14 protein-coding genes are annotated in these 16,011 nt (G+C 38.3%); 2 read left to right on the top strand and 12 right to left on the bottom strand.

Going from position 1 to position 16,011, the window contains the following annotated elements; genetic code table 11:
• Positions 1 to 25 precede the first annotated feature (25 nt).
• Positions 26 to 1,291 (bottom strand): glycosyltransferase family 2 protein, encoded by a 1,266-nt coding sequence (locus tag FCL46_RS12775; RefSeq protein ID WP_136810861.1) that lies wholly within the window; start codon positions 1,289 to 1,291, stop codon positions 26 to 28.
• A gap of 522 nt (positions 1,292 to 1,813) precedes the next feature.
• On the opposite strand from FCL46_RS12775, the gene FCL46_RS12780 reads away from it, so the two are divergent.
• On the top strand, positions 1,814 to 2,539 hold the full coding sequence (locus FCL46_RS12780) for an HAD family hydrolase (protein WP_136810862.1): 726 nt from the start codon (positions 1,814 to 1,816) through the stop codon (positions 2,537 to 2,539).
• A gap of 129 nt (positions 2,540 to 2,668) precedes the next feature.
• On the opposite strand, the gene FCL46_RS12785 is transcribed toward FCL46_RS12780, so the two are convergent.
• The 4 genes from FCL46_RS12785 to FCL46_RS12800 are packed head-to-tail and all read right to left on the bottom strand — an operon-like array spanning position 2,669 to position 6,529.
• Positions 2,669 to 3,043: a DUF2304 domain-containing protein gene (locus FCL46_RS12785; protein ID WP_136810863.1), complete on the bottom strand. Its 375-nt coding sequence runs from the start codon at positions 3,041 to 3,043 to the stop codon at positions 2,669 to 2,671.
• Between the two features lie 26 nt (positions 3,044 to 3,069).
• Complete coding sequence (locus tag FCL46_RS12790) at positions 3,070 to 3,753, bottom strand: glycosyltransferase family 2 protein (RefSeq protein WP_167506115.1); 684 nt, start codon at positions 3,751 to 3,753, stop codon at positions 3,070 to 3,072.
• A 33-nt stretch (positions 3,754 to 3,786) separates the two neighbouring features.
• On the bottom strand, positions 3,787 to 5,544 hold the full coding sequence (locus tag FCL46_RS12795; protein ID WP_136810865.1) for a hypothetical protein: 1,758 nt from the start codon (positions 5,542 to 5,544) through the stop codon (positions 3,787 to 3,789).
• Positions 5,545 to 5,593: 49 nt separating this feature from the next.
• A complete protein-coding gene (locus FCL46_RS12800; RefSeq protein WP_136810866.1) occupies positions 5,594 to 6,529 on the bottom strand; it encodes a glycosyltransferase family 2 protein in 936 nt (311 codons plus the stop codon).
• Between the two features lie 402 nt (positions 6,530 to 6,931).
• On the opposite strand from FCL46_RS12800, the gene FCL46_RS12805 reads away from it, so the two are divergent.
• The gene (locus tag FCL46_RS12805; RefSeq protein ID WP_136806938.1) at positions 6,932 to 7,882 is read left to right on the top strand and encodes an IS1595 family transposase; all 951 of its coding nucleotides are present in this window, start codon (positions 6,932 to 6,934) and stop codon (positions 7,880 to 7,882) included.
• 169 nt (positions 7,883 to 8,051) lie between these two features.
• Here FCL46_RS12805 and FCL46_RS12810 read toward each other — a convergent pair whose 3' ends face one another.
• From FCL46_RS12810 to FCL46_RS12840, 7 genes are all read right to left on the bottom strand, one after another.
• Positions 8,052 to 8,381 (bottom strand): SMR family transporter, encoded by a 330-nt coding sequence (locus tag FCL46_RS12810; protein WP_136810736.1) that lies wholly within the window; start codon positions 8,379 to 8,381, stop codon positions 8,052 to 8,054.
• 584 nt (positions 8,382 to 8,965) lie between these two features.
• Complete coding sequence (locus FCL46_RS12815) at positions 8,966 to 9,790, bottom strand: glycosyltransferase (RefSeq protein WP_167506105.1); 825 nt, start codon at positions 9,788 to 9,790, stop codon at positions 8,966 to 8,968.
• A 23-nt stretch (positions 9,791 to 9,813) separates the two neighbouring features.
• Positions 9,814 to 10,971: a glycosyltransferase family 4 protein gene (locus FCL46_RS12820; protein WP_136810734.1), complete on the bottom strand. Its 1,158-nt coding sequence runs from the start codon at positions 10,969 to 10,971 to the stop codon at positions 9,814 to 9,816.
• Positions 10,968 to 12,188 (bottom strand): glycosyltransferase family 4 protein, encoded by a 1,221-nt coding sequence (locus FCL46_RS12825; protein WP_136810733.1) that lies wholly within the window; start codon positions 12,186 to 12,188, stop codon positions 10,968 to 10,970. Before FCL46_RS12825 ends, FCL46_RS12820 begins: the two co-directional genes overlap by 4 nt.
• Before the next feature lie 184 nt (positions 12,189 to 12,372).
• On the bottom strand, positions 12,373 to 13,620 hold the full coding sequence (locus tag FCL46_RS12830) for a glycosyltransferase family 4 protein (RefSeq protein ID WP_167506104.1): 1,248 nt from the start codon (positions 13,618 to 13,620) through the stop codon (positions 12,373 to 12,375).
• Positions 13,621 to 13,720: 100 nt separating this feature from the next.
• Positions 13,721 to 14,740, bottom strand: a complete 1,020-nt coding sequence (locus tag FCL46_RS12835) for a hypothetical protein (protein WP_136810731.1) — start codon at positions 14,738 to 14,740, stop codon at positions 13,721 to 13,723.
• Position 14,741: 1 nt separating this feature from the next.
• Positions 14,742 to 15,968: an MBOAT family O-acyltransferase gene (locus tag FCL46_RS12840; RefSeq protein WP_167506103.1), complete on the bottom strand. Its 1,227-nt coding sequence runs from the start codon at positions 15,966 to 15,968 to the stop codon at positions 14,742 to 14,744.
• Positions 15,969 to 16,011 lie beyond the last annotated feature (43 nt).

Raw genomic sequence — 16,011 nt, forward strand, 5'->3', positions numbered from 1 at the left:
GAACTTATCCCACTTTGCAATGACTTCAGAAGAACTTACACTGCCGTAACACATATTGAGAGAAACTTTCATTTTGATGCCTTTTCAGTGATGCAAAAAAAGCCTTCAATGCGCCAATATTAGCGGTAGTCCTTAGAAATTGTTTTAAATCTGTAAGGTTTTGATTCTGATATTCAACAATCGACGCTAGAGCATCAGAACCAAGGGATTTAAAGCTCAGTTGAACATTTAACGATGCTGCACCAACCAGATACTCAGGACTGACATCCAGGAAACATTGCGGATCGTCATCAGCAAAATATCTGTCATTACCCAACTGGATAAGAGCATTATCCGAATTTACATATACTGTTCTGCTACTGTCATCCTGATATTTAAGGGTTACTTTTAGCATTTCTATAATTGCAGGGGTATCTATCGGATCAAAACGTAATCTTTGTATATTTTCATAATCATTAAGTTGAAAATCTATTGTTGAGGTTCCTTGCTCAACCTTCCGGCTAACGCTTCTTTCATCAGACACCCCTTCACCACAGTCAACATACAGCCTGCTGGTATAATAGTTTTCATTGGCATCAAGTAATGCCTCTATCCATACATCGATATTTTCACTGAACAACGTTTTGTGGCGCTCATATATCCTTTTGAGCATAGAGACTTTCTGCCATTTCTCCTTGCTGCGAATCATGGAATCCGAAGCGACCCGGTAGTAAAAAAGAATCTCGGGAATCTGATGAACGCCCTTACCCTTTTCAATGAGTGAAAGCCAGAAGTCGTAATCCTCCCAACCGTAGATCATGCCAGGATCATATCCTCCGACCTCTTCCCAGTCCCTTCTTCGAAAGAGCGCGCTGCAGAAAATGAGGTTGTCTTTTAGCATCCCTCTCAATGAATACTCAGGCAGCAGCCATTCCGTATCTACTGCGCCGAAAAGCTGTGCCCTGCAGTAGACTATACCTATATCGGGGTTTGAACCAAGAACAGCAACAGCTTTTTCGATATACTCTGGGCCAATACAATCATCAGCATCCAGCGGTAGTATGTATTCACCTTCTGCAGCTGAAATACCGTTGTTTCTTGCGGCTGCTAACCCCTGATTCTCTGTATGAATGACCTTCAGGTCGGGATGAGAAAGACTTCCGAGCATCTGTCTTGTAAAAGCATCACTGGAGCCATCATTTACAACAATTATCTCGATATCAGAAAACACCTGTTTATATACAGACTCAAGTGTTTCCGAAAGAACCGCCCCATGATTGAAACAGGGAATTATAACACTTACTTTCGCCATCTAGTCAGTTCACTTAACAAAGATTTATAATTTTGACATACTCGACTTTGCTCATTCCATCTCACTATCCAATTTTCTGACTTCGCACTACCGTCTACTAAACATAATATCCACAACACATGTTCACCTTTCCAATATTTGACTGATCATTCTGGATCATTTTCAATATCGTCCATACAGAGAAGTGCGTTGTAATCCAAATTATGCACATATTCCAAAACTAGCTCATTAGCTAAAGTTGAAAATTCAAAGCGATTCAGATAGACTGTAGTAGCATATAGAATTTAGTATTTCCTTATATACTGTAGACCGTTGCCAGTTATTGGACACCGACTACTTACTGTCATTCGAACACATTTAATAATATCTCTTTTTGTGTCGGGCTAAATAATCTATAGCTCTATTACTCCTACCATCATGGTAGGGTTCGACACGTTACCTATACCTTTTCGAAGAAGCATATGTTACATAGCGTCTATTAAATGATCAACATACTCAAATTTTTACTGGAGTACATGAGTAATGGCAATTCAAGCGATTTTTCTCGATATGGATCACACTCTCTGTGACACCGAACGTGCTGATAAATTAGCACTGACAGACTTTCAAGAAGCCCTAAGATCTGAATTTCAAAGTAATATCGCCATGGAAATAGGCGAGTATTATCTTAATGTAATTTATGGTAAAAATCGACACTTACAAGGTTGGCAAAAAGGGCCCAAAGATTCTGAAATAGAATACAGAGCCAAACTCCTTGAAAAAACAATAAATGATTTGACAGATATTAAATTAAAATGGAGCGAGTTAATTTTATATACAAATTTATTCATGGATCTGAGGATCAAACACTTTTCTTTTTTCCCTAGAGCAGGTGATATGCTCAGGGAACTCAAGCACCGTTACAGGCTTATTGTAGTTAGCAATGGTCCACTCTTTTCTCAAGAGCCAAAAATTAAAAAGGTGGCAATGATTGAGCATGTCCATGAGATCATTTTAGGAGGAACATTGAAATATGAAAAGCCTCACTCTTCTATTTTTGAACTGGCATGTCAAAAAGCCAAATGTAAGCCTTCTGAAGCAATTCATGTCGGAGATAAACTAGAAACGGATATTAAAGGAGCAAATGATTTTGGAATAAAGAGCGTCTGGGTCAACCCTAAAAATACTTTTACAGAGCCTATTCCAACTCCCAACTATACAATTGCTAATATTTGCGAATTAAAACAGTTACTCGACGACATATTTTAAGAGAAGCTTACCATAAAAACAGAATCAGTAATGAGGAGAGTATAGTTGAAAAATAACATTAAATTCAGTAGTAAACCAACTTTATTCCTGTTGAAATAAAGCATCTCTTTCTTCATTAAACTCCCAACCTCAAATATCTTTTTCTCCGATTTTTTCCTCCATGGTATCATCAAGATGCGATAAAGCTTCTCGACGTGTAAGTTCTGAAACATTTTGCTCAATTTTTTCAATTGCCGAAAGTAGTTTAAAAATGAGCATAAAAACAAATACAAATCCTATAATAATAACAGCATTAATATTTTCCCTGAAACCTAGAATCTTCGCTAATATTTCCGTTACATTTGGATAAACAGCAATTATAGCCATACCACCCCATACAAAAAAACGAACAATAAATTTCAAAAACGTTTGTCCGGTTTCTCTTTTCATATATTTTTTAGTTCCGTGAAACAGCATCACAGATGAAACACATAATACGACAATCTGATACAGTTGTATTTTCATTTAATATTGACCCATATACTATATTGTTAAACTATCATACCCCAAATCATCCGGAACATTGTTTTCAAACCGTTAATAAAACCTTGTTTTTGCGCTTTACCCATAGAGTATTCAGTGTACCTTACCTGAATTGGAACTTCTTTAAAAGATAATCTGTTGTTATTGATTTCACGAATAACTTTACTATCGTACTCGTATTTATCAGCTTTCGTGTCAATAATTTTTGCGGCATATCTTGAATAGGCACGATATCCGGATTGACTATCTGATACGTGAATACCGTACAATAAAAATGTTACAAGGTTTCCAATTTTATTTGCAATAATTTTAATGTAAGGCATCTCTCCTTTTATCTTCCGCCTAACCCCTAAGACTACTTCTATATTTTCACAGATTATTGGTTCAGTAAGGTTTTTTATGTCGGATGGATCATGTTGACCATCACCATCAATAGTAACAATGACATCCGCACCTAATCTGTTTGCCGCAACAATACCTGTTTTTACGGCAGCTCCTTTACCTCGATTAATCCTATGACGTAACGCTATAACACCTTTCTTTTTTGATTTATCGAACGTGAAATCCTTGCTGCCATCATCTACAACTACAATATTATGGTAATTGTGATGTTGTATTTCATCAATTACATCTTCGATAACCATTTCTTCGTTGTATGCAGCTATGACGATAAAAACATTTGTTTTATTCATGTATTTACCTATTTTCTCCAGACACATTATACGTTATGGTTGGACCACTGGAAGATATTTATAAATACTAAATGATTCAAAATGTGGTTTTCTGTGATACGTGATGCAATCTGGCGTTAAAACATATTCACTAATACTAGATGTAATACGTTCTTCAGGTTGCTTGTTGTTTAAATGTGCCACATAAAGACTGTTAAATAAATATTTATCCAGGTCTGTTATCTTTGTAGAAATGTAAACTCCTGGATTACCATTGTATCTTTTAAAAGATGTTAATTCACCCTTCGGCATCTTTATGTTTTCAATTACCTGACCATTTTTCGCGTTTATATTATAATGTTTGTTGAAATTAATGTATCTCGCCAAGTGAAGATAATGCAATTGGAGTGGATTATGCCATTCGTTGCCTTCCTCACATACAAAAAGTATTTTTGAAAGTGTTCGTCCTGATCTCAGAATATCATTATCCATATTGTTGGATAAATCATGAATGGTTTCAATTCCATAATTAGCTACTTCAGTAGAATAGTCCCTCATACTTGCAGCGGCAGGCAATATGGTGAAAAACATATAAATATACACAAATGAATAACTCAAAACCGCTACTTTAATATATTTTCCAGGAAGAGTTTTCGCCCAACAATAAACCACAGATAAAGAATATGACACTAGAAAAGAAAAAAGGAATACACTGGGATAAGTGTATTTTGTCAAAACAGGATCCCAAGGAATAAGTATTAGAAAAAAACCTATTGATAATGACAGCAATAACACAAAAAAGAGTAAATGATTATAAACTGATATATCATTAAACTTTTCCCTTCTCTTTGCCACAAGAAGAACTAAGGCAACGCAAACTGGAGTATAGGAAAAATAGTGATTAAGGGAATATTGGGTAGTACATGTCCACAACTTTTTAATTGATTGTACTAATTTAGAAAAATCAAGATGATATGCATTAGCATACCCGGATTTATTCATTGAGGTTATCAAAACAACACTTAAGGCTAACATTGCACTGGAAAGCAGGGTAACCCACAAAAAACGAACATTATATATAGGGAAATTGGCCAAGTCCACTTTCTTAAACATATACATCAATAACAATAAGATAAAATGACCGCCTACGAGAACAACTGCTGTTTCTTTTGTTAGAAAAAGAAGTAATAACGAGAGGAGTGAAACAACTAAAGCACTGGTTCTACCAGGGGATTTAAAATTGGCATTTAAAAAAACAAAGAATGAATAAATCCAAACCGATAGCCATAACATCAAAGGAATTTCCTGACTATCTATATAATTCTGGAGAAGATTTTCTGTCAATGAGGGGGATAAAGGAATAAAAAATATTGGTATTATACTAAAAATAATTGACCCAGTAAGTCTAAATATCAAATGAGCCATCAAAACCATCGATAGCGCAATACTTACAAGCAAGATGTATGAGAATATTCTCAAATCACCAGTCATAAGTTCTTTATATGATCTTCCCGGCATTTCAGAAAGTCTATTATGAACTACGGGTGAAATCATATATGAGGCTGAAATATACGTGAAAAAAGCTGGTCTGAATCTGCCATGGACAATATCTTCTTCAATAACATTCTTGATTTTTTCAATTACTGAAAGAGATTCATCCATATGAATATCAGGGTAAATTGAAACCCACCCATTTGCCAATTGTCTATATGCTAACTCGTTTTTAATGGCAAAATCATTGAACCAGAATACGCTCATACAAGACAATGCCACGACCAACATAAAAGGAATAAATTTATAGTTATTAAACATTATATTTAGCATTATTGTCTAGTATTACACACCTAACACAAAGTCATGATTATTTGATATTTGAATCAGCTATTATATAGTTTGGGCGCCCCTTCACTTCCATATATATTCGACCTATATACTCGCCACACATCCCTAAAAACAACAATTGAATTCCTCCAAGAAAATATATTCCAGCCATTATTGAAAACCATCCAGAAACCGCATGATTTGTGAAAATTTTCACATAAAATGCGTATAGAACATAAATAAAACTTACAAAGGCAATGCTTATTCCTACCAACGCGGCTAAGCGAAGAGGAAAAAAACTAAACGACGAGATCCCATCTACAGCCAATCCAACCATTTTCCGTAGAGTGTACTTACTCCCACCGCTCATACGTTTTTCTGGAATATATGTGAGTTCAAATTGCTTAAATCCTAGCCATGTAAAAACCCCTCTATAAAAAATAGATCGTTCTTGAAACCTAACAAGTACATCAACAACCTTTCTATCAAACAACCGAAAATCCGCAGATCCGTTTTTTAAATTAACATCTGAAATTTTACTTAAAATTTTGTAAAACATAGAAGATGTATGTCTTTTAAATAATGACACATTATAACTATCATCACGTATAGTACTTACTATATCGTACCCTTCATTCCATTTATTCATCATTTCATCTATGATATAAGGAGGATGCTGATGATCTCCATCCATTGAAATAACGATTTTCCCAGAGGTTTTTTCGATGCCAGCTCTCAAAGCATTCTGGTGCCCAAAATTACGCGACAACGAAATATAAAATACATTATTAATTTTCTTACAAATATCCTTCAACACATTTAAAGTATCATCTTTACTACCATCATTCACAAATATAATCTCATAGCTATTATATTTATCTAATACATCTATAAGAGAACAGACAAGTGAATTAACATTATCCTGTTCGTTATAGACAGGTATAACAATTGATATTTCTACAGTATCACAATTCATAATATATCAGAACATGCTCCCCATATATATTCGTTGGTTAAATATATTAATTCGTGCTTTACATAACCGACCTAAACATTGTCAGAAAGCAATACAATTACAACATATTGCTACATAGGAACTTTAGGTTTAATGTCGGCTAATCAGGTTGACTATTAATATTTTTTTCTAACTATAAAATAGCTACGAATTATATTCATAATGATTCTGACAGTCTTAAAATGTGACATGGCGCACTTGGTTGAACGCTGATTATCAATACTATCCAGCTAGTATATTGAGACGATATACATAAAGGATTCTGATTACGTATAAAGCTCAGCTATTTTTTTAGGGGTATCACTATATGAGTACCCTGTCCTGTTACACTACCTCCATACCACTAAACAAATGGAGGTAAATATGGCGAAAAATTCAATCCAGTTCCAACCAGGTCTCAGCTTGCAAGAGTTTATCTCAAAATACGGTTCTGAAGAACAGTGCTATCAAGCACTTTTCAGATGGCGTTGGCCTAATGGATTTAAATGTCCAGAATGTGGCCACGATCGCTATTGCACCTTAAAATCAAGAAAACTCATGCAGTGTAACAGATGCCGATCTCAGGTTTCAGTGACTGCCAGAACGATTTTTGACTCGACTAAGTTGCCGTTGACTACTTGGTTTTTCAGTATTTATCTTGTCACACAATCTAAAATTAGCATCTCCGCTCTGAGTTTGAAGAGAACTGTTGGTGTCTCTTATAATACAGCCTTATTGATCAAGCATAAAATACAACAGGTTATGAAAGAACGAGACGATTCAAAACCTATTTCAGCAACCCTTGTACAAGTTGACGACGCTTATTGGGGCGGCAAAAAACGTGATGGTCGCAGAGGCCGCGGGGCAACAGACAAAATACCTTTTGTTGCTGCAGTTTCGACGAATGAGAATGGTCATCCACTTCATATGCGTTTTAGCCAAGTTGCCTCCTTTACAAAGAAAGCTATCATTGATTGGGCAGCTAAACATCTTTGTAATGGCAGCGAAGTTGTCACCGACGGCCTTCTCGGTTTTGAAGGCCTTGATGATGCAGGTTTTTCTCACAAAGTAATTATCACTGGAGGTGGACCTGAAAGTGTTAAAATTGCTGATTTCAAGTGGGTTAATACTATCATCGGCAACGTTAAGAGGTCATTCCATGGTACATTCCACGCAATCAGCAAAAAACACTTTGGGCGATACCTAGCTGAATTTTGTTATCGTTTCAATCGCAGGTTTGATCTGCGACAGCTGCTACCCAGATTCACTTACGTGGCTCTAAGAACTCCACCGATGCCACAAAAGCTTATAAGAGTGGCTGAGCTTTGTGGGTAATCAGATAAAGGATTACGAGTATACAACCTTCCAAAACTCAACTATCCAATCTTACCGTATTTCCAATGCATTAATCATACTGCATCAGCAAGAGTAGTTGTTTCTTCACGCCTCACTCCTTATACCCGAATTTATACAAAGTAACTGTCAGGAGTAATCAAATATCAACTTACTTATAAAGAATCAAAGCCACTGACACAAAACCTAAGCATATACCAAGTATCTGAGTAACACTTAAAGACTCACTCCATAGTACTACACCAAAGATTATAACCAACAGCATGACAGACACTGTATTAACAGTGCTGGCAACACTTATTGGGAAGTACCTAACAGCAACTGAATAAAACACAAATGATAATACATATGAAACCAAACTGAGAGCAATAAAGCAGAACCAACCAAATGAGCTATAAGGTTTTTGTGATGCAACTTTAATAAGTAATTGCGCTGTAGTTGAAAATATAATTGGAACTACAAGTATTACATATTTACTCATAATTATTTTCTTCTAACTATCATAATTGTAACACATAGCATTTATAGCGACTCTGATAGTCATGTATTTTGCCTATGCACCGGGTGGAAAGGTGATTGCCCCTAATCCTCAATTTTGAACGGTGAGGAGAGAGGTGTAAGGTGTAATGAACAGGAAAACATTCACACACAGTAATCATCTTATTTCACAACAGATTTGAGATAATTTGCCGAATGATGCTGTAGACTCCTCACTCCTATCGCCTCACTTCATGTGGTTAGTTTTCGGTGGTAATCAAATAATTATTTGGAAATAACAGTTACAATGTGCATCAACAAAGAGAATTCACATTATTTACTGATTGCAACTAATCTTCAGCTTTGAAGTGTGACGCTTGAGGAACAAGGTGTAATGTCTATGCTGAACTGAAAACTAATTGCTATGATTGGCGACACCAATACATTTCAACCTGCTGTCAGCGTCCACAACACGACAGCATGCCTGACTTCTAACAATTTCAACGTAATTGCATGTGGCTGATCTTTAAAGGTAATACGTATTTTTTTACACATTTCAGCTCTATACAAACTGTTGATTCTCACAAATTACATTTCTCTTTTCTGCCTACTGATTTCAAGACATAGCAAGAAATAATACGTGGCTTGCATGAATGAATTTCGAATGCCGATTCGTCCTTCCTTCCCGCCCCCTAAAAACATTAATCCAGCAAAATGATAGGTGAAAATGAAAGGGGCCATCAATCTTGGGAACCGAGTGATTGCTGAATAGTGTGGTTTAAGTTCGATATCTTCAACAGGATAATACTCTAATTTGCTAGGGTCAGCCAGATGATATTGCGCATGAATTTTTATCCATTTTTTATGTTTGGTAAAAAGAGTTCTAAAATTAAAATTATCATATTCTGGTCTATGCTCCAGCAGATATGGAACCTTCTTGACTTTTCCTTCTACACGCACTTCCTCGTGAGGAAAGCCGATATATGACACCCTGTCCTTTTGAAAAAGTGCTTTTTTGTTCGGCCAGTTTTTTGTCCTGTACTTAAAACCGTCCCAATACGGCCAAAGAAACTCATAACATGCAACAGTGTCGTCTGTTACGAGGTCCTTAATATTTTCAATAAGTTCTTCAGAAAGAAATTCATCAGCATCAATCTGTAATACCCACTTATTTTTAGCATTAAAATACGTCCATACCCTGTGACCCTCACACATCCCTACATGCTTCCTCTCTTTGACCATACAGCCATACTTCCTGCATATAGTTAAAGTGTTATCCTCACATGGCCCATCATGAACGACAATTATTGAATTGGTCACCTGCTTTATACTTTTCAGGCATCTCTCAATGATTTTTTCCTCGTTATGCACCACGAGGCACGCTGTAACTAAATGACTATAGTCAATCTTCAAAATAAATCCTTTACTAGCTAATTTCACATTGAGGCTTTAAGACTATCTACTTTATCAATATAATTCCTGGCAATAACCAATGGGTCATATGCGGATAGAGCTTTATCTCGTCCTGATAATCCGACTTGTTTTCTTAACGACTTATTGCTCAATAGAATTTCCAGTTCAGATGCAAACTGCATGGTAACCGGGTCGGCAATGGGGTTGAGAGTGCCTTCCAACATTTCAGCCATCCCGCCATTTGGGCTGGCTACAACAGGTACTCCCCTTACCATAGATTCTAAAACTACTGTCGGGAATGTATCCCACCCTGAAGGAACAATAACAACCCAGGCACGTGAATATGCTCTTTCGAGATTTTTGCGATCAAGATGACCAAGGAATTTAATATGAGCGACATTTACGCCAAGTTTGCCTATCAACCATTTTCGTGTAGAACCAAGGAATCGAGCATAACTATCTTCACCAGCGATCTCTATTTTCAGGTTAGGGAATTTCTTTTTCAACTTTTCTATCATTTTGGACAAATGCGCTATCCCCTTACCTATATCAATTCGTCCAACAAGCAATAAAGTCGGGTCTGTCGCTTCCCTGTGGGTAACTTTCTCAATTGGTGAGATTGGATTAGGTATAACCCAACGTTTATCAGGAAGACTGACACCCTGTTCTTCCATTTCGGTCAAGAATCGCTCGCAGGGAGAAATAAGAACGGCTGCTTTTTTTAAACTATCTGATTCACGCCTCAAACATCTCCGATTACGAATACAAGCTAGTCCAATCAGATACTTTTGCCATGAATAATATACATGGCCATATCTTGATCGCTTCAAAACATCGTTATAATGAGCTTTGATAATAACAGGAATTCCTCTAAGATTTAAACCAAACAAACCGGCAGACTCACCAAGGTGGTCTGCACCCTCAATCCAGTCTACTTGATGTTTCTCAGCCAGCGTTCTTACAAGTTCTGAAACAAAAGGCTTACCAATGTCCTCGATCTTATAATATCTATAAATAACTCCGTTATTAAATTCTTCTCTCGATTTCCCTTCATCTCCATGGCTGGTAACAACCACAGTATAGCAGTCAAGCGACTGAAAAGCCTGTGTCATATGAAAGATATAACTGCCGATTCCAGACCCACGAGGCGGATATTCCCAACAGTGAAATAAGATTTTCAAGCGAAATCCTTTTTTTCAATTGCTAACATATAGAGTGATATAAGTTGATCTACGATCTTTTCTATATCAAAGTCCATCTCAGCTTTGTGCCTTGCATTTTCACCAAGCTGGATTTTCAACTTTTCATCACTTAAGATTTTAGTGGTCATTTCTGCCAATTTACATGAATTTCCTACCGGAAAGGTTATCCCATTAACCCCATCATCGACTACGGCAAGGTTGGCTGGAATATCTGATACAACACATGCAAGTCCCCAACTCTGGGCCTCAAGAAGAGCATTTGACATCCCCTCATGCCTTGATGGAAGGAGAAAAACGCTGGCTTGCTGATAATATCGTGCAGGATCTTCCACCGAACCAGTGAAAGTAAGAGAGTTTTCACAACCATATATCTTTGCTCGTGCCAACCATCCATTATAATCCCCTCCGCCAACGAGAATGAGATGCGCTTCGGGATTGACCTTGCCTATCTCAGACCATCCCTTTAAAAGAACATCAAACCCCTTATGTGATGCTCCTTGTGAAAAATTACCAACATACAAAACTGTCCCAGGTTGACTCTCTTTTGCTGACAAGTCCGGCAGGTCAACACCATTAGGTATGATGCTAATTCTTTTTTCCGGGATACCGGCGACAATAAGTTCTTCTTTTAAATATGGGTTGAGGGCTATAAAACTTGTCTCAGTTCTCATCCGACTCCAAAAGGACCTAAAAGGAGTATCATAGCCTATCACGTCTAATGCTGGAGTATTTCTGACTTTACAATAAACGGGGATACCGTTTTTTTTCCCAAGGTACCCCCCGAAACCAGCTAACCATGCTGTCTCATGCACATGGATCAAATCAATCCCATCATTATTGCGAGGGAAAAAGAGGAGGATGTCTATAATGAAACTCAACCGTGCAAGCCACTCAAAAGGTAGCATCAACCAGAATAACAATGCTCTCAATCCGGTCTCGAACCTTCCACCTTTTGCAGTTACTAGCCGTAACATTAAGCGTCGAAGCCATTCAGCCAAGGGACATAACCATCCATACCTCAGAACTATAGTCTCCCCGTCTTCGGATCGTCTGTTGAATTTAAAACTTGAGAGACTGGTAAGAACAACACTTTCCACGCCCTTTCGAGCGAGGTTCTTAACAACTTTTCTACATTGTCGCTCAGCACCACCTTCCAGACCGGGCCAATAGGACCATGTTATCATACATATTTTCATCTTTTTTTCCTAACGTCAACGTTGGCGGCAAGGAGCAAGTTTTATTCGTTTTCTTTTAGTGCATGTAGATTGATGGTCATAATGATTGCAAAGCGATATGCATTGCACTATTTTCTAGAAAAGTAAGTATATCATCAAGTACAATTGATCGAATTTTGTCAGAGTGATTGATTAACAACGTATATCAACAAAGCGTTAGGTAGGTCTTCCTCACCTCTTCAACCACTCTCTCTATTGAATACTTGTTTATCGTTCGTTCCCTGGCATTAATCCCAAAATTATATCGCAATGACGGATCCCTAAGCAGAGCGATTACAGCTGAAGCATATTCATCATGCGCATCAACAGGAACAATGTAACCGGTCTCACCATCTTGAACAATTTCTCGATTCCCTGGAATATCTGACACTACTGCTGGTATTCCATAACTATGAGCTTCTAACAGAGCATTGGACATTCCTTCCCCCCGAGAGGGCAATATGAAAATCCCTGCATCCATGTAGACCCGTCCAAGATCTGCTACGTGCCCAAGAAAACTCACCGTGTTTATGCATTGCAGATTCTCCGCGAGTGATTTCCATTTACCCAGATCCCCACCACCCGCCAGAACAAGATGGGCATCAGCAACGTTTTTTGAAACTATTGCCCAAGATTTCAAGAGAGTATCGAACCCCTTATGACCAGACCCCTGCGAGAAATTACCAACGTATAAGACTGTTCGATTATCCTCAACCGGTGCTCTTTCACTCGGAATTAAAACCCCATTAGGAAGAATCGTCACGTTCGCTTCATCAACACCTTCATCATAAAGCGCCTGAGCCATTTCAGGCACAAGCGCTATATAGTTTGTTTTTTTACGCCATTTGCTCCAAAATGATGAAAATGGAACTGTAGTCAAAAGTTGATCAAATGGCGGGAGATATGCAGCCTTGCAAACCACTGGTATATTTAGCATATTTCCAATCCAACCTGCAAAACCAGCATTCCAGCTAGCAACATGGGTATGTATTACATCAATTTCAGACCTGTTCCTGTAAATAAACCATCCGGAGGTAACAATAAAGCAGAGAGTATTCATCCACTGAACAACGATGGCCAATATTCCCACTTGTGCTCCGGCTTTCACATCAATACCGGTTTTGACTTGGCTCATACTTTCCTGACTGCAGTTTTTCTCTTTACTAAAGGTGTTTTTAATAGAAATCAATCGGTCAATAACCGGCTGTACAATAGGTACGCGGATAATCTCACATCCTTGGTCTATCTCCCTTCCCGGTAAATCATTTCCAACCTTAGCGGTAACCACAAAGCACCGGCACCCAGACCGGACTAGTTCTTTAGCCTGAAGCCTACATTGCCGTTCTGCCCCCCCTGTAGGCAGAGGGTAATAGTTATAAATGAGCATACAAACAGTTTTTATGGAATCAACCACCTTTCCTCCTGTGCTCATATAAAGATAAACATAAGCATATGACTCAAGAGCTATCCAAAATCATGCTCAAGAGATAGCAAATGCACGACACATCGCCAGATCAGCGACTATACTGTGTAATAATTGCGTCTAGATCTTTCCCGACCAAAGATGAAAATAACTCTCTACCGCTGGTTCTATTTAAATGATCTCCAACCCCAAAATGTGACTCCATTATGCCGGGATCACCCGTATAATCCAACAGGATACAGCCTTTCTCATTCAGGTATATTTTGAGATTTTGAATGTAATCTGCGAATTTATCTTGATCATCACTGGCATGAAGGTTTTTTCTTCGCTTTACTCTGACAAATACAAGTTGAATATCATTTTGTGCTGCCAGGTCAATAATTGAGGGCAGGAAAGACATCTCAAGCTGATCTTCAAAATCTAGCAGAGTTTTTGTATCTACCTTTTCCATCTCTAGTTGAGTCTTATTGAGCAGATCTTTATTCATTTTGGATTCTTTGAATTCTCTACCTATCGACTTATCAACTTCACCAGGGGTAAGTCCAAAACCTCTGGCCAAAAGCACATTTTTGAGCAGATCATCAACCTTTTCCTGTATGACAAACCTACGGGCAAGAAGAGGGATATTCCTGAACAGGTTACCTTTAAGAGAAGAACCGAAAACCAACTTGTCCACTATTGGTTCACTTTTCCCGGACATCTCGAGAATACTCTGAAGATACTTGCCTCCTGTTCTGTATTTAGGCAAAGTAAGAAAAGAGTCTCGGAAAAAGAAAACAACTGTCCGGGGTACCTTCTCAGCCTCGACAACCACATTCTTAAATGTAAGGAACCACCACGCTGAGGCGGAGCCGCCTCTAGCTATTTTCATTACTTTCATACCTGTTTTTTTAGCTATGATGTTTGGATCTATTCCTTCTCCCAGCATCGAATTGCCTATCAGCACAAACTCTGGTCCCAACGTTTTAATTTCATCAAGGTATCGCTTCATTTCGGACGTTTCATGGTTTGCTCCCGAATGTCCAAAACGGGTCTTTTCAAAAAAGATGTTCGCGCAAATAAACACGACCAGGGCTACAATAATCGTTATGAGATAAGATGAAGATCGCATATCAAAACTGGAAATATATAAAATCCTGACCACCCTCACCGTAGTACAATAGGGTAAAAATGAGGATAAATCCATATCCACACCCCGCTACTACTCGACCGGCCCTATCCTTTTTTTTCGGTAACATGGCAAACAAGACCAGCGGTGAAAGGTAAAAGAGTACGTACATCAAAATCGTCCCACTTGCATAGAGGGAATCCCCTGATATCCCGGCTATTGGGTTGGTGATCAGAGCCGCAAACAACCAACCGGTATCGGTTGTTCGGAACAAGCACCAGCCAAAGCATATAAACAGGAACATGACTGCACAGGAAACAATTCGTACACCTCTGTTGGCAGGTACCCAAGCGGAACCAATGCCTACAAGCCGATAGAGATAGATAAGCAAACCATGGTATGTACCCCACAGTACAAAGTTCCACTCCGCACCATGCCACAAACCGCACAGAGACATAGTTGCAACAATTACCCAAAACGACACTACTGGATTTTTTGAGCGTGAACCACCCAACGGAATATAGAGGTAATCCCTGATCCAGGTGGAAAAAGAAATATGCCAGCGCCTCCAGAAATCTGAAGGAGAAATTGACAGATAAGGGGTATTAAAATTTTCGATAAGCTTGAAACCCAGTAGCCTCGCAGATCCTCTGGCAATATCGGTATAGGCAGAAAAATCTGCAAAGATCTGAACAGAGAAAGCCAAAGTACCTGCTGTGAGTAGAAGTAACGACGGTTGCTCTAGCATGAAAACCTTATCTGCATAAATGGCTACATTGTCTGCAATAACAATTTTTTTCACAACCCCCCTGATCAAAAGAGGCCATGCGGAGCCAAAGAAATGAAAATCCCATCTACGTGCCGTTTCAATCTGCGGAAGTAACCTCTTTGCCCTTTCGATTGGCCCTGCAACCAATTGGGGAAAAAAGGAGACAAAAAGCGCAAAATCTATAAAATTTCTTCTGGCCTTCAGCTCGCCTCGGTAAATATCAATTGTATAGCTCAGCGTCTGAAAGGTGTAAAATGAGATTCCAACTGGCAGAATAATGTTTAGCTCTGTAAAACCAACCGTAAATCCAAATTCAGAGAAAACCTTATTGATGTTGGTAATAAAAAAATTGTAGTACTTGAAATACGCCAGAACCGCTAAACATGAGACGACACTCGTTGCAAGAAACCATTTCCTGTATCGACTATATTGTTCGATGAGTATCGCCGAAAAAAAATTCACGATTGTCATCCCAAACAGAAGAATACACAGTTTGGGATGGATG

The sequence above is a fragment of the Desulfosediminicola flagellatus genome (assembly GCF_005116655.2).
Classification (GTDB): Bacteria; Desulfobacterota; Desulfobulbia; order Desulfobulbales; family Desulfocapsaceae; genus Desulfopila; species Desulfopila flagellata.